Source organism: Streptococcus mitis, assembly GCF_946188375.1.
Taxonomy (GTDB): domain Bacteria; phylum Bacillota; class Bacilli; order Lactobacillales; family Streptococcaceae; genus Streptococcus; species Streptococcus mitis_CX.
In genome coordinates this window covers 93,656-114,806 of record NZ_CAMHUS010000006.1, presented here as the reverse complement: position 1 = coordinate 114,806, position 21,151 = coordinate 93,656, and the positions used below count along the sequence as shown (strand labels likewise).

The following is a 21,151-nucleotide window of genomic DNA, read 5'->3' as shown; positions in this document are numbered from 1 at the left end:
CCCCCCCCCCCCCCCCCCCCCCCCCCCCCCCCCCCCCCCCCCCCCCCCCCCCCCCCCCCCCCCCCCCCCCCCCCCCAAATTGTTCAATAAAGGTAAATATAGATACGCTTTTAGTAAATAAGGTAAATAGCATGCTATACTGTAACCGTAAACAATAAGATTTAAAAGGAGATTACTTATAATTATAATTTGTTAAATGCCTCTACGAAATAATAGAGCGTTACTAAACAAGTTGTTATGAAAAGGAGATAAATATGGCATTAAATATATTTGAAGTTGTTCGGTATGAAGGAGAAGATACTAGGAATGTACTAGCTTGGCGACATCCTAATAAAAATATGAAACCAGGAACAACTTTGATTGTTAATCCTGGTCAACGAGCTGTTTTCTTTTCGAATGGTCGAGCTGTTGAAAGTTATGAGGAAGGTAAACATAAGATTGATGGGAACAATACTCAGTTTCTGACTGGGCTGAAATCCTTTGTTAGTGGGGGTGTATCACCAGATTCTTCCTTCCTTTGGTTTGTTAATATGTACGATTTACAACCAATTGGATGGGGAACTCCGTCACCGATATTGGTTAGAGATCCAGAAAGTCAAATTCCTGTTGAGCTAAAATCGTATGGAAACTTTATTCCAAGAATTGTAGATTTGGAAGCTTTTATCTTAGAGTTTATGCCAAGCCATCCAGATATGATTACAGCTGACGTCTTTCAAAAACGCTTTAGACAAGCTGCTATAGGAATTATCAATTCAGCTGTTTCTCAGGTGGTTTATAACAATAAGATTGCAGTTATTGATATTGAAAAGCACACCTATGATATAGCTCTTGAATTATCAAAAATTTTATCCAATCATTTTTCTAAATATGGGATTAGTGTTGAAGAATTTAACATTGAAGCCTTGAAGGTGAATCAAGATAGTCAAGGTTATAAGGACATCTTTGAATATCATCAAAGAGTTTTAACTTCCAAAGGTAAACGTGCAGGTCGTGACATTGAAGGTTACACTTACCAAGAAGAGCGTAAATTTGATGTTTTAGAAGAAGCAGCACAAAATGAAGGATCTGCTGGGAATCTAATGGGAGCTGGAATGGGGATATCGATGGGACTTGGATTGGGAGCCCAATTTGGTAATTTGATGGGAACTCTGGGAAATGCGCTATCATCAGATAAACAGCCAAATCAGAATCAGTCAGCTTCAAATGAAGAAATCGGTTTAGCTAAGTTTTGTAGTCAATGTGGGACTGCATTTTCAGACGGAGCTAAATTCTGTTCCAATTGTGGTCAAGCAAGATAGGAGAAGAATATGAGTAAAAATATTTGGATTTATGTAGCAGGAATTGTGACAATTATTACTACAATTATTTTAGGATTATTAATTCCTCATCTATCTATTTCTTTATACTATGTTGCTTTGGGATTTTTAGTCATAGCAGAGTTTGTTTTTTTCTTACAAATGGTTATCAAGCGTCAGTTTACAGATTGGCTACCTATCAATGTAGTTACTGCAATTTGGGTACTTGGGCAAGTTTTCATGATGCCTCTAGTACAGATTTTACCCAGTTTTCTATTTTGGATTATTGAAGTGTTAGCAATCGGTTTGGTGGCTATTATAGGTTCTTTAACAGCAGCAGATAGTCACTATCGTAAAGGACGAGCAGAAGCTTTCTCAGAAAATGCAGAGAATGTTTTTAAACCTAAAACGGGAGATTATTAATGTATCAAGTATTTCGATCATTAAGTTTGCTATTTATGGGCTTGACGAGTGCAATATTTGTTATGGCGGTTGTACTTGAAATATTAGTAATGACGCTTACTACCGATGTGGAGCCTTTATATATGAAATTTTTTATTTCTAGTCCTGTTCTATTTTCTTTAACTGGTTTTGCTTTATCTATGTTTATTTTTTATAGTTTCGGAATATTAGAAAAAATTAAAATAAAAGTAAAAGCACTAGATAATATATATAATGGTAAAGCACAGTATAAAGAGTACCTTATTAATCAAAAGAAAGGAGAAAAGTAAGTGTCTGATTTATTGAATATAAATTGGCGGTGCTTATATAAATGGATTTTAATTCTACTTTCTTCTTTTCTGTCATTATATGATTTTGTACGACATATAGAAGAACCAAGTATTCTAAGAATGAGTATCGTTCCATTTATATTTTTATTGACGTTAAAAATTTTATTCATAATTTTTCGAGTGAAATCGGAAAGGGTTTTATCCTATACACCTATTCTATCTGTTTTAGTATTGATATTAGGTGCTCCGGAGATTACTTATGTTATTTTTTCTCTACTATATCTGTTTTTCAAACCATTAGAAGTAAAAATTAAAACAAATATTTTAGATTGTTTTGCCTTAAAGAATCTAAAATATATTCAATATGCACTTTTAATATGTGTAGTGAGTTTAGTAAGTATAGTAATTGTGTTTGTTAGTGATTTTTCAAGTGAAAAAGTATTATTTTTAAAAGTTATCTACAGGATATTGCCACTCTATCTCATTTATTTTCTCTACTATTTAGGAAAAATCTTTCTTCAAAATAAGGTAAAGGAAGATGATAAAACTAAAAGAAAATTACTTTTAGTTTCGGATATGTTGCATATAAGTTGGGTAAATATTAAACATTGGATTATTGTAAACATTGGTACAATTTTTTGTACTATTATAGTAGCGGCTATTTATGATTCGCAAAACTTATATATCCTAAAAATATTAGCTTCAATATTTTTAGGATATACCATCGGAATTCCTATTCCAATAGCAATGTTGTTTTATTCTTTTCCCAATGTTCCTTTTTCAATTCTATCTCTAATTCTTATATGGATTTTTCGAGAAAATGTTAAAAAATTCTTGAAGTTGGATTATCTACTTGCTCACAATTTATCACAAATTCTTGTTATTTTGTGTTTTAGTTTGACTCTTGACGGTAATTATATAAGAGAGTGGGCAATTAAGTTAATTTATCTTCTGGGGCCTTGGTATATTATTTCCTTGGTAATGATAATTATTCACTCTTATCGTAAATCTAAGCAAGAAGAGGAATTTAAAACTAAAAAACAAATTGAAGCCCTATTTAAAATATTTGATAAACACGAAATTACAGAAACTACATATCCTGTAATTTGCCCATCTTGTGGTGGAGGAAATTTATTGGAATTGGGTCAAGGTGAAAGTTGCGATTATTGTGGTTGTTGGCTTTCTAGAAAGGAGAGAAATAGATGAAACGCTATCGTTTAGTTATAACAAAATTTATTTATCCTCCTATCTTCATAATATGCTTTGTAAATGGTCTTAAATTATGCCAAATTTTACTGCAAGAAAGTACTTCCTTATTGGAACGGAAAGGTGAGGATCAATTTTTGAATTTTTACTATTCCACGTTCAATTTGTTCATTCAGTTTTTATTTGGGTTATTTTTTATCTTTTTAGTAATTTCATTCATTCTATTGCTAAAACCACCAACCATGAAAAAATACAAAACAAGTTTAAAAACAGTTTTAGAGTATGAAAATCGAAACGAAGATGTTCTTGTAGATCAAGGAAATGAAATGCGAAAAGAAACAGATTATCGTCTAACTGCAAAACGATTCTACTGTCCAACATGTCACACACCAACAGAAGGTATAATAGGAACTTTTAAAACGTGTGAATATTGTGGGGGAATTTTTGAGGTAACCTAAAGGTTAAATAATATAAATCTAAAACTATTTTTGAAGAAAATCTTAGGAGGCTCTTTAAGTTGAGAATATAGTGAAAGGAAATAAAATATGCTTAATTTAAAAACATTATTAGGAATTGATGATTTAACTGAATTTAATATTAAATTGGATAATATAGACCAGTTTGGAATTGATACGAATACATTATTTGCTTTAAATCATGATCGTTTATTACAAGAGATTGGTTTTCTTCATGACAGCAACAGAAAAAGAAAAACACCAGGTTTCAATTATGTTATGGATAGGCAGTATACTATTCATTTTATTCCTTATGATTTAAAAAATAAATTATGGTTGTTTGTGGGAGTTTTTACACAACCGAGTACGTATGAAGTTGAAAAAGATGGCGTTACGACTACCTTTTATAATTTAATTCCTGTCTCTGAATTTGATGAAGTAGGATTGAATGGGCGTTTAATTATGAAAATGGTAAGACCTACCAAATCACAACATTTTAGATTTAGATTAGAAGATTCATTAGAATGGTTTACTCTAAACTCAATATTAGAAAGAAAAATTGATACTAAAAACTTTAATGGATATGAAAATGTATGTTTGACTTATCCAGAATTAAAAGGGATTATTTCTAACGGAAATCCATCTTGGAGAACGGCTTTGGGAAATCTAAATGCAGTTTATTTACAAGTTGATAAGGAAACAGGTAAAAAATATGTTGGGGCTGCGTATGGAGAGCAAAAGTTATGGGGGCGTTGGGCAAATTATGTTGATAGCTATCACGGTGGTAATAAAGGTTTGAGAGCTTTGTATGAAGAAAAAGGTGGGGAATATTTTGAAAAGAATTTTATATATACAATTTTAGAAATTTTTTCTAATAAAACTCTTAAAGCTGAAGTAATAGAGAGGGAAAACTGGTGGAAAGAAATTTTAAGGACTCGTGATTTTGGCTACAATGAAAATTAAAAGAATAATTTTTAGTGGTAAGTATAGTTCCCTTTCATAAAAAGTTAGTTTAAAAATCAAGTAAAGGTAAACATAGATACTCTTTTCATAAATATAGCAGAGTCCATCCCTTACTGTAAGTGTAAATAATAAAAATTTAAAGGAGGTTTTTGATAATGAAGTCAAAAACAGTTTTAGTAACCAGCCTAGCGGCTGCAACATTTGGTCTGGTCACTCTTGTAGACACAGCAGGAGTTCTACCTTTTTCAGTACAAACGGTGCAGGCTGACACCCAGACTATTAATCCATCTGCAAAATACTATATTCTTGTTCCGAAGGGTTCAGAAGTATTTAAAAATTGGAGAGGTACTGCTAATCGTCCCATTATTTGGGCTACAAAAACCACTCCAGAATTATCTTATTTCGAAGAATCTGCTCGTAATTATATAGCTAATGAGAATAAGTCTGGTGCCAATTACATAGAGTGGAAGGGGACTGTAGAAGAGTTTAAAGAGGCTGTTAAGAACCTGACTGGTAAGACAACAGCTACTTCAACTCCAAAGACTTCTAACCAATCGACAACAAGTCAAAAAGATGGCTGGTCAGGTTCGTCCTACTACCAAAATGGTACTAAAGTTACTAGTAAGTGGATTTTCGATAAGAACTATAATTCCTATTTCTACCTGGATGCTTTAGGTAATTATGTTCAAAATGCATGGGAGGGTGCTTACTATCTTAAGTCAGGTGGATACATGGCTAAAAGCGAGTGGATCTATGATAAGAACGATGGAGCTTATTATTACTTAACCTCAGATGGCTACTATGCCCGCAACACTTGGGTGGGCAACTATTATCTCAAGTCAAATGGTAAGATGGCTAAAGGTGAGTGGATTTATGATAACAACTACAAATCCTACTATTATTTGACAACAGAAGGTAGCTATGCTCGTAACACTTGGGTGGGTGATTACTACCTCAAGTCAAACGGTAAGATGGCTAAAGGTGAGTGGATTTATGACAGTAACTACAGTTCTTACTATTACTTAACTTCAGAAGGCAGTTATGCTCGTAATACTTGGGTAGGTGATTATTATCTCAAGTCAAATGGAAAGATGGCAGTGAATGAGCGTACACCAGATGGTTATCAAGTTGATGGCTCAGGCAAGTGGATTAGTTCTGAGGGAACTCATACAGCAAGCAGTTCACAAGCAACATCATTAGGAATAAGCCTTTATCATGTCAATGATGCTATGACTTATATCGATATCGCTCTACCTAGCACTCCATCTTCATCTTATAAAGTAGACTATGATTTTGCCTTAGTTGATGCAAATACAGGTTCAGTTTCTACACAAACTCAGTTTACTGTGACCTATAATCCAAGTCTACGTGCCTTTCAAACTCGTCACTTCTTTAGTGCCACTCCAGATGGCAGTTATCGCTTTGTTATCAAAGGAAAAGGACAAGATGGCAAGGTATACGATGGACAATCTGTTGTCTTTCGTGTGAAGAACCATCGTTTTGTCGGATAGATGAGTGATAGTTTTTAAACAAATAAATATTAAAAATAAAATAAAGGAAATGAATAACATGAACAAAAAGAAATTATTAGTATGTGCTTTGGCACTTTCAACAGTCGGAGTATTGTCAACAATTGATACAGCAGGAGTTCTACCTTTTTCAGCGCAGACAGTGCATGCGGAAATTACCAAAATTGAAAATCATAAGGTGGACTATAAAATTACACCAGGTTCAGAAAATAAAAGTATCTATGTGGATATGACTGTTGAAAATGTACCTGTAAAATATTCTGTATATATATATGCAGATATTGTAAATGCAAAGACAGGGCAAATTCCTAGAAAAGATACTTTCAATCAAGGATTTGATAAATCATCTGTTCCGATTACAAAGCAAGATTGGACTAATTTTGCAAATGTTCCAGATGGTGAATATTACTTACAATTTCATGGAGAAAGTAAAGAAGGAGAGACCTTGCATAAGTTTAGTGGTAGATCAGCAACATTCACTGTTAAAGATCAAAAATATGTCAATCCTCTAGACTCTTCAACTCCTAAAGAAACAGAAAAACCAAAACCAACTGAAGCTCCAAAACAAGCTACTAACTCAACCTCAGGTCAGACTGGCTGGTCAGGTTCTTCTTACTACAAAGCTGGTGTGAAAGTAGTGAATCAATGGATTTTTGATGTTCAGTACAATTCATACTTCTACCTAAATGCTTCAGGTAACTTTGTTCAGAATGCTTGGTCAGGCAACTACTATCTTAAATCAGGTGGTTACATGGCTAAGAGCGAGTGGATTTATGACAATAACTACAGCTCTTACTATTACTTGACAGCAGAGGGTAGCTATGCGCGTAATACTTGGTCTGGAAGTTATTACCTCAAATCAGATGGTAAAATGGCTAAGAGTGAGTGGATCTATGATAGTAGCTACCAATCTTACTATTACCTAACATCAGAAGGAAGTTACGCCCGTAACACATGGGTAGGTGACTACTATCTCAAGTCAAATGGTAAGATGGCGGTTAACGAACATACCCCAGATGGCTACACAGTAGATGGTTCAGGTAAGTGGGTTCGCTAGAATGATAGCTTGTGAGAAATGGCTTATAACAAATAAATAGAAACGGAAAATAATTTGTTTATAGGCAACATTTTGATACACTAAAAATAGCGAAAGGAATTGGCATAGGCTGGTTCCTTTCTCTTAGATAAGGGAGAAATATGAAAAAGTTACTATTAACCACAACACTTTCACTGACACTAGTTCTAGGAGGCTGTCAGTATTTACCTTGGAACAAAAGCGCAGAAACACCATCTGATTCAACATCAGAAACATCTGTAGCGACTCCAGAGATAGACTACAGTTCCTATAATAAAGTTTTGGATGACTATGAAAAAGTAGCGAAAGGCACCTTGCCGACAGGTATGGATGTCAATCCTCTGGCTAGTCAAGTGAAGTCTTCTCAAGGCTTTTATACAGATGTGGTTTACCACAAGACGGATTTGAATAATGATGGAGTCGATGAACTTTTACTTGCTCTTGAAATGAAGAGTGGCGAAAAGAGTTTACTTGATATTCGTACGCTGAAAGACGAAAAGGTGATTCGTTTGACCAATCAAGAAAATCGTTTAGACCAGATTGGTGAGAGAATGACGGTCGGTATCCTTCCAGACAATTCTCTGCTCTATCGTGGAGCTGGTACAGCAACGAGTCACATCTATGCTCACTACCAATTTAGTGAAGATGGCCAGTCTTTGGTAAAGGATAAGGAAGCTCAAGAACTAGCAGATCTTGGGGTCGGTTCGCCCATTTCTCTAGAGACCTTAAGCTGGAAGTCAGTTTCAGATAAACTTCCAGGAGGAAGCAGTGCAGATAAGGGGAAACCAAGTGTAGATTACAGTCCTTATAATAGCATTTTGAAGGATTATGAATTTATTTTAGACCATAAGTCAGAGGTTAAGGATAACATCAATCCAACTGCTAATATCTATGCAGGAATGGCAGAACGCAGTCAAGCCTTTACCTATGCAATGGTTGATATGGATAAAAATGGTATTGATGAATTGATTGTCTCTTCGAAAAATGGTAGTGAGATTTTAGATATTTTTACACTCAAAGATCAGAAAGTCATTCGCCTCACCAATGCTAAAAATAAAATGCAGATGCTTGGAACACGCTTTAAGGCCTATCTCCTAGAAGATGGGAAGCTTTATACCCAGTGGAACCCGTTCGCAGGAGATCCACAAACCATTCATACCATTTGGAAGTTGAATAGTAGTGGGGACAAGCTAGAGAAGGTTAAAGAAGCTAAGACAGAGGATGAAGTCAGTCCAGGTGCTCGAATGAATCTATCTAGTCTGACTTGGAAATCTGTAACAGAAAAATTTGCTGCAACAGCATCTTCAACTAGCAAAACAGCTTCAGGGAAAATGGATATAAACGCCATCAAAAATGGAGATTTTTCTAGTATTGAGGGAAGATGGAGTAATGGTCATGGAGGAGAAGACTTGGTCTTTAGTAAAGATGGCTTGATAGAACCAGAGGGATTTAAAGTTGACCTTACAGAATCAGAATTTGTAAATGGTTTTTTACGAGCTCGTTATTCAGCACCAGACTTTGGAATCTTTATTCAGTTCGTACCAGCAGGTGTTAGAATACCGGATGGGACATCTAGGGGTGAGTTGGTCACGGATGCTTCGGATATTAGTAAAGATCGAATCATCTTCCATGCTGCATTTCCGCTACATGGTGATCCAAGACAATTCTTATATCGTGTGGAATAAGAGTGACACAGATTGATTTAATAATTAATAGCACCTCACGCACATGGGAATGCTCAATCTTTTTCTACAGAGTCAAATAAGATTTTCCCAAAATCCATTGACAAAAGACAACATTTTTTGTAAAATAAGAATCAATTAAATACCAACACCGAATGAAGTTTAATAGAAGTGGCGAATCGTTTGATTTTCCATGACTGTAAATGGACGGAACTCTGGAGAGACCGTAAAGGCACCGAAGGGGCAAGGCAGGCAACTGCTCAAACTCTCAGGTAAAAGGACAGAGCTAGGATAGACCGCTTTTTAGCATTTATCTAAGCATTCCAGAGTACATGTATCTTGCATGTGCTCTTTCTTTTGGGGTTGAAAAGATAGGAGAAGGAAATGTTAGAATTGCTTAAATCAATTGATGCTTTTGCTTGGGGCCCACCCCTTTTGATTCTCTTGGTCGGAACAGGGATTTACCTAACTGCCCGTTTAGGACTCTTGCAGGTTTTGCGTCTGCCCAAAGCCTTTCAGCTTATTTTTATCAAGGATAAGGGGCACGGGGATGTATCCAGCTTTGCGGCCTTGTGTACAGCCCTAGCAGCGACAGTTGGTACGGGAAACATTATCGGGGTGGCGACAGCTATCAAGGTCGGTGGACCAGGAGCCCTCTTTTGGATGTGGCTGGCGGCTTTCTTTGGAATGGCAACCAAGTATGCGGAAGGTTTATTAGCTATTAAATACAGGACTAAAGACGATAACGGTGCTGTTGCAGGAGGTCCCATGCACTATATACTTTTGGGTATGGGAGAAAAGTGGAGACCACTTGCCATCTTTTTTGCTATCGCAGGTGTCTTAGTAGCCCTATTGGGAATCGGAACCTTCACCCAAGTCAACTCGATAACAGAATCTATCCAAAATACAACGACTATTTCGCCAGCCATCACGGCTCTTGTTTTGTCTGTCTTTGTAGCGATTGCTGTCTTTGGTGGACTCAAGTCCATTTCAAAGGTTTCAACTACTGTTGTTCCTTTTATGGCTATCATTTATATTTTGGGAACTCTTACAGTTATTTTCTTTAATATTGGGAAAATCCCTGCTACAATCGCTTTAATCTTGACATCGGCTTTTAGTCCAGTTGCTGCGGTAGGTGGATTTGCTGGCGCTAGCATTCGAATGGCTATTCAAAATGGTGTGGCGCGAGGTGTTTTCTCGAACGAATCTGGTCTGGGTTCGGCTCCCATTGCAGCAGCTGCGGCTAAGACAAATGAACCAGTAGAGCAAGGATTGATTTCCATGACAGGAACCTTTATTGATACCCTCATTATCTGTACCTTGACTGGTTTGACCATCTTGGTGACTGGTGTTTGGAGCGGCGACTTAAATGGGGTTGCCTTGACTCAGTCAGCCTTCTCAACAGTCTTTTCACACTTTGGACCTGCCCTTTTGACCATCTTCCTTGTTCTCTTTGCCTTCACGACAATTTTAGGTTGGAACTATTATGGAGAGCGCTGTTTCGAGTTTCTCTTCGGTGTTCGCTTTATCTGGCTCTACCGTGTGGTCTTTGTGCTCATGGTCTTGCTGGGAGGATTTATCGAGTTGGATATGGTTTGGATTATCGCAGATATCGTCAACGCCTTGATGGCTTTGCCAAACTTGATTGCTCTCTTGGTTTTATCACCAGTTGTTATTGCTGAGACTAAAAAGTATTTTAATAAATAATGAAATCACACATCGCGTGTGATTTTTTGATTTCATAAAAAATTTCTATCGGTGCAATTTAAAATATATATTATGCAAGGTATAGAATCTGTGATAGACTAGGTTTCAACAAAATGAAAAGAGGTTTTATAATGACAACATTTACAATTCATACAGTAGAATCAGCACCAGCAGAAGTGAAAGAAGTTCTTGAAACAGTAGAAAAAGATAACAATGGCTATATTCCCAACCTAATCGGTCTCTTGGCTAATGCACCTACTGCCTTAGAAGCCTACAGAACTGTCGGAGCTATCAACCGCCGCAATAGCCTGACACCTGTTGAGCGCGAAGTGGTGCAAATCACGGCAGCCGTAACTAATGGTTGTGCCTTCTGTGTCGCAGGTCACACAGCCTTTTCAATCAAACAAATCCAGATGAATGATGACCTGCTTCAAGCCCTTCGCAATCGTACTCCAATTGAAACAGATCCTAAATTGGACACCCTAGCTAAGTTTACCTTGGCAGTTATCAATACCAAGGGTCGTGTAGGAGATGAAGCCTTGGCTGAGTTTCTAGAAGCTGGCTATATCCACCAAAATGCCTTGGATGTAGTCCTTGGTGTCAGCCTAGCAAGTCTCTGTAACTATGCCAACAACCTAGCCAATACACCTATTAACCCAGAATTGCAACCTTATGCATAATTCATATCTGAGCAAAAAATGAAGTCTGAAATCAACGGACTTCGTTTTTTTAAGTCCTCATTTAAGCGCTTTTATGCTATACTGAAACTAACATAATTATTGGAGGTTAGGATGAAAAAACTCCCCTTAGTATTTTCTGGTTGTTTGTTAGGTTTGGCAGGAGCTGGGAATCTCGTTTTAGATATGTTGCCAGTGCTGTCACATATACTGAGTATGTCAGGTTTGATTTTGTGGATATTCTTTCTGATTTTTCATCTGCTTAATTGGAAGGAAACCAAAGAAGAATTGACCAAGCCCCCTCTTTTGTCAGGAATGGCTACTTTCCCCATGGCTGGAATGATTTTATCGACTTATGTCTTTCGCGTGTTTCCTCATCTTCCTTTGGTTGCGCAAGGAATCTGGTGGTTTTCATTTCTCTTGGATTTGGCCTTGATTGTTGGTTTCACCATCAAATTTGCCTGTCCAGGTAAGAGAGTCAATGCGACACCGAGCTGGACGGTTCTCTATGTGGGGATAGCAGTGGCAGCCTTGACTTATCCACTGGTAGGCATTATCGAGATTGCCTATGCGACCCTGAGTTTTGGTTTTCTCTTGACCTTCTATCTTTATCCCCTTATTTATAGTGATTTAAAGAAACATCCGCTCCCACTAGCCATGCTTGGACAAGAAGGAATCTACTGTGCTCCTTTCTCTCTGCTCTTGGCTTCCCTGGTTCGAGTTGGAGGAGCCAGCCTACCGACTTGGCTCCTGATTGCCATGATTTTGGCTTCTCAATCCTTCTTTTTCTTTGTTTTAACTCGTCTACCTAATATTTTAAAACAAGGCTTTCAACCAGCCTTCTCAGCCTTAACCTTCCCAACCATTATCACAGCTACTTCGCTTAAGATGGCTCAGGGAATCTTGAAACTTCCATTTTTGGATTATTTGGTAGTGGCTGAAACTGTTATTTGCCTAATCATTTTGCTCTTTGTATTAGGCGCTTATCTGAATTGGTTACGAAAAAAGGTCTAGCTAGAAATAGCTAAACCTTATTTTTTATGGTTTGATAACTGCAGCTCCACCCATGTATGGACGAAGAACTTCTGGGATGGTCACAGAACCGTCTGCATTTTGGTAGTTTTCAAGAATAGCAGCCACTGTACGTCCAACTGCAAGTCCAGAACCGTTCAAGGTATGGAGCAATTTCACCTTACCATCTGCTTCATCACGGTAACGGATTTGGGCACGACGGGCTTGGAAATCTTCTGTGTTTGAACAGCTTGAGATTTCACGGTAGGTATTTTGCGCTGGAATCCAAACTTCCAAGTCGTAAGTCTTAGCAGCTGAGAAGCCCATATCTCCAGTAGAGAGAGCAACGACACGGTATGGAAGGTTGAGTTTTTGAAGAATGTTTTCAGCGTTGGCTGTCATTTTTTCCAATTCTTCGTAAGATTCTTCTGGCTTGGCAAATTTAACCATTTCAACTTTGTGGAATTGGTGCAAACGAATCAAGCCACGAGTATCACGGCCAGCTGAACCAGCCTCAGAACGGAATGAAGGACTCATAGCAGTGAAGTAGATTGGCAGGTCTTTGCCATCCAGGATTTCATCACGGTAGTAGTTTGTTAGAGGAACCTCAGCTGTAGGAATAAGGACATAATTGCTGTCGCTGAGTTCAAAAGTATCTTCCTTGAATTTTGGATATTGACCAGTCCCAAACATAGAGTCGTGGTTAACTATGTAAGGCGTGATGACTTCAGTGTAGCCTTCTTTTCCGTGTTCATCTAGCATAAAGTTGTAGATAGCACGTTCTAGGCGAGCTCCAAGGCCTTTATAGAAGAGGAAGCGAGCACCTGTTACCTTACCACCGCGTTCCCAGTCAAGAATACCAAGGTCTTCACCAAGATCCCAGTGAGCTTTTGGCTCGAAGTCGAACTCGCGTGGAGTACCCCAACGGCGAACTTCCACATTGTCGTCTTCGTCAGCCCCAACAGGAACGCTGTCAGCAGGGATGTTTGGAAGAGTAGTAGTAAATTCTGTCAATTTAGCATCGATTTCTGCCAATTCAGCGTCCAAAGCTTTGACTTCAGCAGATAGAGTTTGCATGGCAGCAATCTTGTCATCTGCATTTTCCTTGTTGCGCTTAGCTTGGGCAATCTCAGCTGAAACTGTGTTACGTTCTGCTTTTAAAGTTTCAACATTGACCAAGATGTCACGACGTTTAGCATCGATTTCTTTCATTTCATTCAAGACAGCAGTATCTACACCACGTGTAGCCAATTTTTTTGCGACAGCATCAAAGTCTGTACGAATGCGTTTGATATCTAACATAAGAACTCCTTTATGAAAAAAGCACACCTGACAAAGCGTTGGAGTGGCAGGGCCACGGTTCCATCCAACTTCACAGGTGTGCACTTGATTGTTTATGCAATTGTTATTAACGGTAGAATTTCACTTATCTCTCCTATCTGCTCGCAGCACCCGCAGACTTTCTGAAAGAAGAAGATAACCTACTTATCCGTTGTTATGATTATACTAAAGTTTCTACTTTTTTGCAAATAGATTTTTAAATTTTTGACCAATGGTCTGAATCAGGGTCGGAAGTTTGACGACCTTGTCATTACCCAGTTTTTCGCGAGCAATTTTGAGAATGGCACCTGAGTCTTTTGATGCAAAGAGGAATTTTCCTCTGTCTGTAAAGACTTCGAAGTGGCGACTGATTTTGCGACCAGTGACATTGGCCCCAATCTGGTTGATATGGTCCCAAGGAATCTGGATAAATTGTTCGACATTAACATCTGGGTAAAATTCCAGAGCCTGATCTCCGACAAGGAATTTCCCAACTTTCCCAGCTATAGAGAGGTAGGAAGTTCCTGTCGTATTGAGAAGCACTGTTTTGTTAAGAGATTGGGCCATGATTAGTCTTCCTTACTTTCACCGAAAAAGGCATTGTAGAGGGCTTTAATAGCTGCTTTCTCTTGGTCCTTATGGACAACAAACATGATAGATACTTCACTAGAACCTTGAGACATCATCTGGATGTTGATCTTATTTTCAGATAGAGCACGTGTCGCAGTAGCAGTTACTCCGATATGGCTCTTCATCTTTTCTCCAACAATCATAATAATTGAAAGGTCGTGCTCGATTTCTGCATGGTCTACTTCAGCCTTTTGAACCAACTGACGAAGGATTTCTTCTTCCTTGATAGGAGTTAGTTCGCGAGAACGGAGGATGATTGAAAGATCGTCGATACCTGTTGGCATATGTTCCCAACCGATGTTAAGATCTTCAAGGATTTGAAGAACCTTGCGTCCAAATCCAACCTCACGGTTCATGAGGTATTTCGACATATTAATGCTGACAAAGCCAGAGTCACCAGCAATTCCCACTACTGGGAACTTGTCACTACTATGTTTTAGAACGATACGAGTACCTGGGTGGTCAGGGTTGTTGGTATTCTTGATAACGAGAGGAATTTTTCCACGGTAGGCAGGTAGAAGGGCTTCGTCATGAAGGACTGAGAAGCCTGCATAGGCCAACTCACGCATTTCACGGTAGGTCAACTCTGGGATAGAGTGTGGTTGGTGAATGATTCCTGGGTGAGCCGCAAAGATACCATCAACATCCGTAAAGTTTTCATAGAGGTCTGCCTTAACACCGGCAGCAATGATAGAACCTGTAATGTCTGATCCTCCACGTGAGAAGGTACAGATTTGATTTTCCTTGGTAACTCCAAAGAAACCAGGAATGACAAGAACTTCATTTGTATTTGTCAATTCTTCAATCTTGTCATAACTTGATGGAATGATGCGAGCGTGACCAGGTTCACTTGTGACCACAATACCAGCTTCTCTAGGGTGCACATAGCGTGCATCGATCCCGTTTTGATTAAAGTAGGCAGCAATCAATTTAGCATTGTTATTTTCACCAGCTGCTAGGAAAGTGTCGTAGAGAAATTCGTTTTCTTCGATAGGAAGAGTAGCTAAGGCACGAATGCTTTTAGAAATTTTTTCTAGCACAGCTGGTTTAAGACCTAGTTCACTAACCATAGCAGCATAGCGGTCGATAATCCAGTTTTGACTCTTACTAATATCGTTACCAGCAACATAGTCGCGGTAGTATTTAATCAAGGCATCCGTAACCTTAGTATCTTCAGCATTGCGTTTACCAGGCGCAGAAACGACTACAAAACGACGCTCTGAATCGCTTTTTACGATGTTTAAAACTTTTTCTAATTGACTAGCAGAGGCAAGAGAGCTACCTCCAAATTTAACAACCTTCATAAGAACTCCTAAAGTAAGTATTTTATACGATTATAGCAGAAAGAAAGCCTTTTTTCAATGAAGAAAATAAGATGCTTTCTAGTATAAAGCGAGCCTTTCTAATCGGCTGAGACACTTTCAGTTGATTTTTTCTTGCTTTCTGATTTTAAAAAAGATATACTTTTGAAATAAAATAATTTAAACTGCTTATAAAATAAAAAGGAGTCCAGATGGAACACATTATTTATCAGCTTGAAGAGGATTTGGCAATCCTTACCTTGAATCGTCCTGAGGTCGCAAATGGTTTTCATATTCCTATGTGTGAGGAGATTTTAGAAGCTCTGACTTTGGCAGAAGAGGATCCGGCTGTGCATTTTGTCTTAATCAACGCGAATGGCAAAGTCTTTTCAGTTGGGGGAGATTTGGTTGAGATGAAGCGAGCAGTCGATGAGGATGATATTCCATCATTGACAAAAATCGCAGAATTGGTCAATACTATTTCTTATAAAATCAAGCAAATTGCTAAACCTGTCTTGATGGAGGTTGATGGGGCTGTTGCAGGTGCCGCAGCGAATATGGCTGTTGCTGCAGATTTCTGTCTGGCAACGGATAAGGCTAAATTTATCCAAGCTTTTGTTGGAGTTGGTTTGGCTCCGGATGCAGGAGGAATTCATCTCTTGAGTCGAAGTATTGGTGTGACGCGTGCTGCTCAATTAGCTATGACAGGTGAGGCTTTGAACGCAGAAAAAGCTCTAGAGTGGGGGCTGGTTTACCGTGTCTGTGAAGCTGATAAACTTGAAAAGACGAGAGAACAGCTCCTTAAAAAATTGAGACGCGGGTCAGCTAATTCCTATACAGCCATCAAGAAGTTGGTTTGGGAGAGCCAATTTAAAGACTGGCAGAGTTACGCTACTTTAGAACTGAACCTACAGGGGTCACTAGCGAAAACAGAGGATTTCAAAGAGGGAGTTCGGGCTCATTCGGAAAGAAGAAGACCTAAATTTACAGGAAAATAAAAAAATACTTGCACCATTCTTTGAACTTTGATATAATTCTTTTGTCAAATGTTTTGATTCTAAAAGTTTTTTTGAAAAGGAGGGAAGGAAAGATTGGACTACCAACGAATTAATGAATATTTAACATCTATATTTAATAATGTCCTCGTTATCGAGGAAGTTAGCTTGAGGGGTAGTCGTTTCAAAGATATCTCCATCAAAGAAATGCATACGATTGATGTGATTGGGAAATTCCCAGATGTGACACCAAGTCAAGTGTCAAAAGAGTTGATGGTGACTCTTGGGACAGTTACGACTAGTTTGAATAATCTCGAACGCAAGGGTTACATTGAACGCGTTCGTTCAGAACATGATAGACGTGTGGTGCATCTGCATTTGACAAAGAAAGGTCGCTTGGTTCATAGGCTACATAAACGCTTCCATAAGACCATGGTTGAAAAAATCATCGATGGTATGAGTAAGCAAGAAATTGAGATTATGAGCAAAGGTTTGACTAATCTTTATCAATTTTTGGAGGATTTGAGATAATGGCTTTTGCAAAAATAAGCCAGGTTGCTCATTATGTGCCAGAGCAAGTGGTTACAAATCATGATTTGGCCCAGATTATGGATACCAATGATGAGTGGATTTCAAGTCGGACGGGAATACGTCAAAGGCATATTTCAAGAACAGAATCTACTAGTGATTTGGCTACAGAGGTTGCTAAGAAACTGATGGCAAAAGCTGGAATCACAGGAGAAGAGCTGGATTTTATCATTCTAGCTACTATTACTCCAGATTCGATGATGCCCTCTACAGCTGCTCGTGTTCAAGCTAATATTGGTGCTAATAAGGCCTTTGCTTTTGACCTAACAGCGGCTTGCAGTGGATTTGTATTTGCTCTTTCAACTGCTGAAAAGTTTATCGCTTCTGGTCGCTTTCAAAAAGGCTTAGTGATTGGTAGTGAAACCCTCTCTAAGGCAGTTGATTGGTCAGATCGATCAACAGCTGTGTTGTTTGGAGATGGTGCTGGTGGAGTCTTGCTAGAAACTAGCGAGCAAGAGCATTTCTTAGCTGATAGTCTCAATAGCGATGGAAGTCGCAGTGAGTGTCTGACCTATGGACATTCAGGCTTGCATTCTCCATTTTCAGATCAAGAAAATGCAGATTCATTTTTGAAGATGGATGGACGCGCAGTCTTTGATTTTGCCATTAGAGATGTAGCCAAGTCTATCAAACAGACTATTGATGAGTCTCCTATAGAGGCGACAGACTTGGATTATTTACTACTTCATCAGGCTAATGACCGTATCTTGGATAAGATGGCTAGAAAAATCGGTGTCGACCGAGCTAAACTTCCAGCAAATATGATGGAGTATGGAAATACCAGTGCAGCCAGTATCCCGATTTTACTTTCAGAGTGTGTAGAACAAGGCCTCATCCGTTTAGACGGTAGCCAGACTGTTCTTCTATCAGGCTTCGGTGGAGGCTTGACCTGGGGCACGCTCATTCTTACAATTTAGGTAATCATGTGGTGAACACATTGTTATAAAAAAACTATTTATTTTAAAGGAGTCCTATCATGGCAGTATTTGAAAAAGTACAAGAAATTATCGTTGAAGAACTTGGAAAAGACGCATCAGAAGTAACACTTGAATCAACTTTTGATGATTTAGACGCAGATTCATTGGACTTGTTCCAAGTAATCTCAGAAATCGAAGATGCTTTTGATATCCAAATCGAAGCAGAAGATGACTTGAAAACAGTTGGTGACTTGGTTGCCTACGTTGAAGAGCAAACAAAATAAGCAGAATACAAATAGAAGGAGTAGGGAAACCCGCTCCCTCTTGTTTAGGCAATAGTTTGATTGTCAAATTATGACGGTATCGAACTATTACGTAAGCAAGAAACGATGGAGGCACTATGAAAACACGTATTACAGAATTATTGAACATTGATTATCCTATTTTCCAAGGAGGAATGGCCTGGGTTGCTGATGGTGATTTGGCAGGAGCTGTTTCCAAGGCTGGAGGACTAGGGATTATCGGTGGGGGGAATGCTCCTAAAGAAGTTGTCAAGGCAAATATTGATAAAATCAAATCATTGACGGATAAACCCTTTGGTGTCAACATCATGCTCTTGTCTCCCTTTGTGGAAGATATTGTAGACCTCGTTATCGAGGAAGAGGTTAAGGTAGTTACAACAGGCGCAGGAAATCCAAGCAAATACATGGAACGCTTCCATGAAGCTGGTATTACGGTTATTCCTGTTGTACCGAGTGTTGCCCTAGCTAAACGCATGGAAAAAATCGGTGCGGACGCTGTTATTGCAGAAGGAATGGAAGCTGGGGGGCATATCGGTAAATTAACAACCATGACCTTGGTGCGCCAGGTTGCTGCTGCTGTATCTATTCCTGTTATTGCTGCAGGAGGGATTGCGGATGGTGAAGGTGCTGCGGCTGGCTTTATGCTAGGTGCAGAAGCTGTTCAGGTTGGAACTCGCTTTGTCGTTGCAAAAGAGTCTAATGCCCATCCAAATTATAAGGCGAAAATTTTAAAAGCTAGAGATATTGATACTACGATTTCAGCTCAACACTTTGGACATGCTGTTCGTGCGATTAAAAATCAGTTGACTCGTGATTTTGAACAAGCTGAAAAAGATGCTTTTAAACAAGAAAATCCAGATTTGGAAATTTTTGAACAAATGGGAGCAGGTGCACTAGCCAAAGCGGTTGTTCACGGAGATGTGGATGGAGGCTCTGTCATGGCAGGTCAAATTGCAGGGCTTGTTTCCAAAGAAGAAACCGTTGAAGAAATCCTAAAAGATTTGTATTACGGAGCAGCTAAGAAAATTCAAGAAGAAGCCTCTCGTTGGGCAGGAGTTGTAAGAAATGACTAAAACAGCCTTTTTATTTGCTGGTCAAGGTGCCCAGTATCTAGGTATGGGACGGGATCTCTATGATCACTACCCTATTGTCAAAGAAACGATTGATCAAGCAAGTCAGGTACTCGGTTATGATTTGCGTCATCTTATTGATAGGGAAGAAGAAAAACTCAATCAGACCCGCTATACGCAACCAGCTATTTTAGCAACTTCAGTTGCTATTTACCGTTTATTACAAGAAATGGGCTATCAGCCTGATATGCTTGCTGGTTTGTCTCTTGGAGAATACTCTGCCTTGGTGGCTAGCGGTGCCTTGGATTTTGAAGAAGCTGTTGCCTTGGTTGCTAAGCGTGGAGCCTATATGGAAGAAGCGGCTCCTGCTGGCTCTGGTAAGATGGTAGCAGTTCTCAATACGCCAGTAGAGGACATTGAGGAAGCCTGTCAAAAAGCTTCTGAACTTGGAGTGGTTACCCCAGCCAACTATAATACACCTGCACAAATCGTGATTGGTGGAGAAGTGGTTGCAGTTGATCGAGCTGTAGAACTCTTGCAGGAAGTTGGTGCCAAACGCTTGATCCCTCTCAAGGTATCAGGTCCCTTTCATACTGCTCTCCTTGAGCCTGCTAGCCAGAAACTAGCTGAAACTCTAGCTCAGGTAAGTTTTTCAGATTTTACTTATCCCCTAGTCGGCAATACAGAAGCTACTGTGATGCAAAAAGAAGACATTGCTCAACTCTTGACGCGTCAGGTCAAGGAACCAGTTCGTTTCTATGAAAGTATTGCAGTTATGCAAGAAGCAGGCGTAACCAACTTTATAGAGATTGGACCGGGGAAAGTCTTGTCAGGATTTGTTAAAAAAATTGATAAGACGGCTAAACTAGCCACTGTTGAAGATCAGGCGAGCTTGGAAGCCTTGCTAGAAAACAAGTAATCCCTTCTCCCATAAATACAAGAGGAAACAGGAGAAAAGAATGCAACTAAAAAATAAAAATATCTTTATTACAGGTTCGAGTCGTGGGATTGGTCTTGCCATAGCCCACAAGTTTGCTCAAGCAGGAGCCAATATTGTTTTAAACAGTCGTGGGGCAATCTCAGAAGAATTGCTCGCTGAGTTTTCAAACTATGGTGTCAAGGTGGTTCCCATTTCAGGAGATGTATCAGATTTTGCAGACGCTAAGCGTATGGTTGATCAAGCTATTGCAGAGCTGGGTTCAGTAGATGTTTTGGTCAACAATGCAGGGATTACCCAAGATACCCTTATGCTCAAGATGACAGAGGCGGATTTTGAAAAAGTTCTCAAGGTTAACCTGACTGGTGCCTTTAACATGACACAATCAGTCTTGAAACCGATGATGAAAGCCAGAGAAGGTGCTATCATTAATATGTCTAGTGTTGTTGGTTTGATGGGAAATATCGGTCAAGCTAACTATGCTGCTTCTAAGGCTGGCTTGATTGGTTTTACCAAGTCTGTGGCGCGTGAAGTGGCCAATCGCAATATCAGGGTTAATGCTATTGCACCTGGAATGATTGAGTCCGATATGACAGCTGTTCTATCAGACAAGGTAAAAGATGCTATGCTGGCGCAAATTCCTATGAAAGAATTTGGGCAGGCAGAGCAGGTTGCAGATTTGACAGTATTTTTAGCAGGCCAAGATTATCTAACTGGTCAAGTGGTTGCCATTGATGGTGGCTTAAGTATGTAGCAGAAG

22 protein-coding genes and 1 riboswitch are annotated in these 21,151 nt (G+C 39.1%); of the genes, 19 read left to right on the top strand and 3 right to left on the bottom strand.

The annotated features are described in order from the left end of the window. Positions 1-254: 254 nt before the first annotated feature. The 12 genes from N8M16_RS07035 to N8M16_RS06980 all read left to right on the top strand — a co-directional run bounded on the left by N8M16_RS07035 (position 255) and on the right by N8M16_RS06980 (position 12,334). Positions 255-1,298 (top strand): SPFH domain-containing protein, encoded by a 1,044-nt coding sequence (locus N8M16_RS07035; protein ID WP_227326048.1) that lies wholly within the window; start codon positions 255-257, stop codon positions 1,296-1,298. A gap of 9 nt (positions 1,299-1,307) precedes the next feature. Then, positions 1,308-1,718: a hypothetical protein gene (locus N8M16_RS07030; RefSeq protein ID WP_247947688.1), complete on the top strand. Its 411-nt coding sequence runs from the start codon at positions 1,308-1,310 to the stop codon at positions 1,716-1,718. Continuing rightward, a complete protein-coding gene (locus N8M16_RS07025) occupies positions 1,718-2,026 on the top strand; it encodes a hypothetical protein (protein ID WP_227326050.1) in 309 nt (102 codons plus the stop codon). Before N8M16_RS07030 ends, N8M16_RS07025 begins: the two co-directional genes overlap by 1 nt. After that, positions 2,027-3,232: a hypothetical protein gene (locus tag N8M16_RS07020; RefSeq protein WP_227326051.1), complete on the top strand. Its 1,206-nt coding sequence runs from the start codon at positions 2,027-2,029 to the stop codon at positions 3,230-3,232. Further along, on the top strand, positions 3,229-3,690 hold the full coding sequence (locus tag N8M16_RS07015; protein WP_261014410.1) for a hypothetical protein: 462 nt from the start codon (positions 3,229-3,231) through the stop codon (positions 3,688-3,690). The genes N8M16_RS07020 and N8M16_RS07015 overlap by 4 nt, the downstream gene beginning before the upstream one ends. Before the next feature lie 87 nt (positions 3,691-3,777). Then, positions 3,778-4,650 (top strand): GIY-YIG nuclease family protein, encoded by an 873-nt coding sequence (locus tag N8M16_RS07010; RefSeq protein ID WP_227326053.1) that lies wholly within the window; start codon positions 3,778-3,780, stop codon positions 4,648-4,650. Positions 4,651-4,805: 155 nt separating this feature from the next. Then, positions 4,806-6,161 carry a PspC-like choline-binding domain-containing protein gene (locus N8M16_RS07005; RefSeq protein ID WP_150922814.1) on the top strand — a complete coding sequence of 452 codons (1,356 nt, stop codon included), beginning with the start codon at positions 4,806-4,808 and terminating at the stop codon, positions 6,159-6,161. Positions 6,162-6,219: 58 nt separating this feature from the next. Further along, positions 6,220-7,236, top strand: coding sequence for a hypothetical protein (locus N8M16_RS07000; RefSeq protein WP_049502060.1), 1,017 nt, complete (start codon positions 6,220-6,222; stop codon positions 7,234-7,236). A 140-nt stretch (positions 7,237-7,376) separates the two neighbouring features. Then, complete coding sequence (locus tag N8M16_RS06995) at positions 7,377-8,939, top strand: DUF6287 domain-containing protein (RefSeq protein ID WP_261069887.1); 1,563 nt, start codon at positions 7,377-7,379, stop codon at positions 8,937-8,939. Positions 8,940-9,141: 202 nt separating this feature from the next. Next, a riboswitch (glycine riboswitch) is annotated at positions 9,142-9,230 on the top strand. A 90-nt stretch (positions 9,231-9,320) separates the two neighbouring features. Beyond that, positions 9,321-10,643 carry an alanine/glycine:cation symporter family protein gene (locus N8M16_RS06990; RefSeq protein ID WP_227326055.1) on the top strand — a complete coding sequence of 441 codons (1,323 nt, stop codon included), beginning with the start codon at positions 9,321-9,323 and terminating at the stop codon, positions 10,641-10,643. Between the two features lie 131 nt (positions 10,644-10,774). Beyond that, positions 10,775-11,323 carry a carboxymuconolactone decarboxylase family protein gene (locus tag N8M16_RS06985; RefSeq protein ID WP_261069886.1) on the top strand — a complete coding sequence of 183 codons (549 nt, stop codon included), beginning with the start codon at positions 10,775-10,777 and terminating at the stop codon, positions 11,321-11,323. A 111-nt stretch (positions 11,324-11,434) separates the two neighbouring features. Next, a complete protein-coding gene (locus tag N8M16_RS06980) occupies positions 11,435-12,334 on the top strand; it encodes a TDT family transporter (RefSeq protein ID WP_261069885.1) in 900 nt (299 codons plus the stop codon). 24 nt (positions 12,335-12,358) lie between these two features. Here the strand turns inward: N8M16_RS06980 and serS are convergent, their stop codons facing one another. The 3 genes from serS to N8M16_RS06965 all read right to left on the bottom strand — a co-directional run bounded on the left by serS (position 12,359) and on the right by N8M16_RS06965 (position 15,585). Beyond that, complete coding sequence (gene serS, locus N8M16_RS06975) at positions 12,359-13,633, bottom strand: serine--tRNA ligase (RefSeq protein WP_261069884.1); 1,275 nt, start codon at positions 13,631-13,633, stop codon at positions 12,359-12,361. A gap of 213 nt (positions 13,634-13,846) precedes the next feature. Next, positions 13,847-14,218 (bottom strand): DUF956 family protein, encoded by a 372-nt coding sequence (locus N8M16_RS06970; protein ID WP_000079345.1) that lies wholly within the window; start codon positions 14,216-14,218, stop codon positions 13,847-13,849. Positions 14,219-14,220: 2 nt separating this feature from the next. Further along, positions 14,221-15,585 carry an aspartate kinase gene (locus N8M16_RS06965; RefSeq protein WP_024057194.1) on the bottom strand — a complete coding sequence of 455 codons (1,365 nt, stop codon included), beginning with the start codon at positions 15,583-15,585 and terminating at the stop codon, positions 14,221-14,223. Positions 15,586-15,794: 209 nt separating this feature from the next. On the opposite strand from N8M16_RS06965, the gene N8M16_RS06960 reads away from it, so the two are divergent. From N8M16_RS06960 to fabG, 7 genes are all read left to right on the top strand, one after another. Continuing rightward, on the top strand, positions 15,795-16,580 hold the full coding sequence (locus tag N8M16_RS06960; RefSeq protein ID WP_049502056.1) for an enoyl-CoA hydratase: 786 nt from the start codon (positions 15,795-15,797) through the stop codon (positions 16,578-16,580). Between the two features lie 93 nt (positions 16,581-16,673). Beyond that, entirely contained in the window at positions 16,674-17,108 is a 435-nt protein-coding gene (gene fabT / locus N8M16_RS06955; RefSeq protein ID WP_049516235.1) for a fatty acid biosynthesis transcriptional regulator FabT, read from the top strand. Further along, positions 17,108-18,082: a beta-ketoacyl-ACP synthase III gene (locus tag N8M16_RS06950; RefSeq protein ID WP_261069883.1), complete on the top strand. Its 975-nt coding sequence runs from the start codon at positions 17,108-17,110 to the stop codon at positions 18,080-18,082. The genes fabT and N8M16_RS06950 overlap by 1 nt, the downstream gene beginning before the upstream one ends. Before the next feature lie 59 nt (positions 18,083-18,141). After that, complete coding sequence (locus tag N8M16_RS06945; protein WP_000257838.1) at positions 18,142-18,366, top strand: acyl carrier protein; 225 nt, start codon at positions 18,142-18,144, stop codon at positions 18,364-18,366. Between the two features lie 116 nt (positions 18,367-18,482). Further along, positions 18,483-19,457 (top strand): enoyl-[acyl-carrier-protein] reductase FabK, encoded by a 975-nt coding sequence (gene fabK, locus N8M16_RS06940; protein WP_020901586.1) that lies wholly within the window; start codon positions 18,483-18,485, stop codon positions 19,455-19,457. Continuing rightward, entirely contained in the window at positions 19,450-20,373 is a 924-nt protein-coding gene (fabD, locus tag N8M16_RS06935; protein ID WP_261069882.1) for an ACP S-malonyltransferase, read from the top strand. The genes fabK and fabD overlap by 8 nt, the downstream gene beginning before the upstream one ends. Before the next feature lie 40 nt (positions 20,374-20,413). Continuing rightward, positions 20,414-21,145: a 3-oxoacyl-[acyl-carrier-protein] reductase gene (fabG, locus tag N8M16_RS06930; protein WP_001176197.1), complete on the top strand. Its 732-nt coding sequence runs from the start codon at positions 20,414-20,416 to the stop codon at positions 21,143-21,145. Positions 21,146-21,151 lie beyond the last annotated feature (6 nt).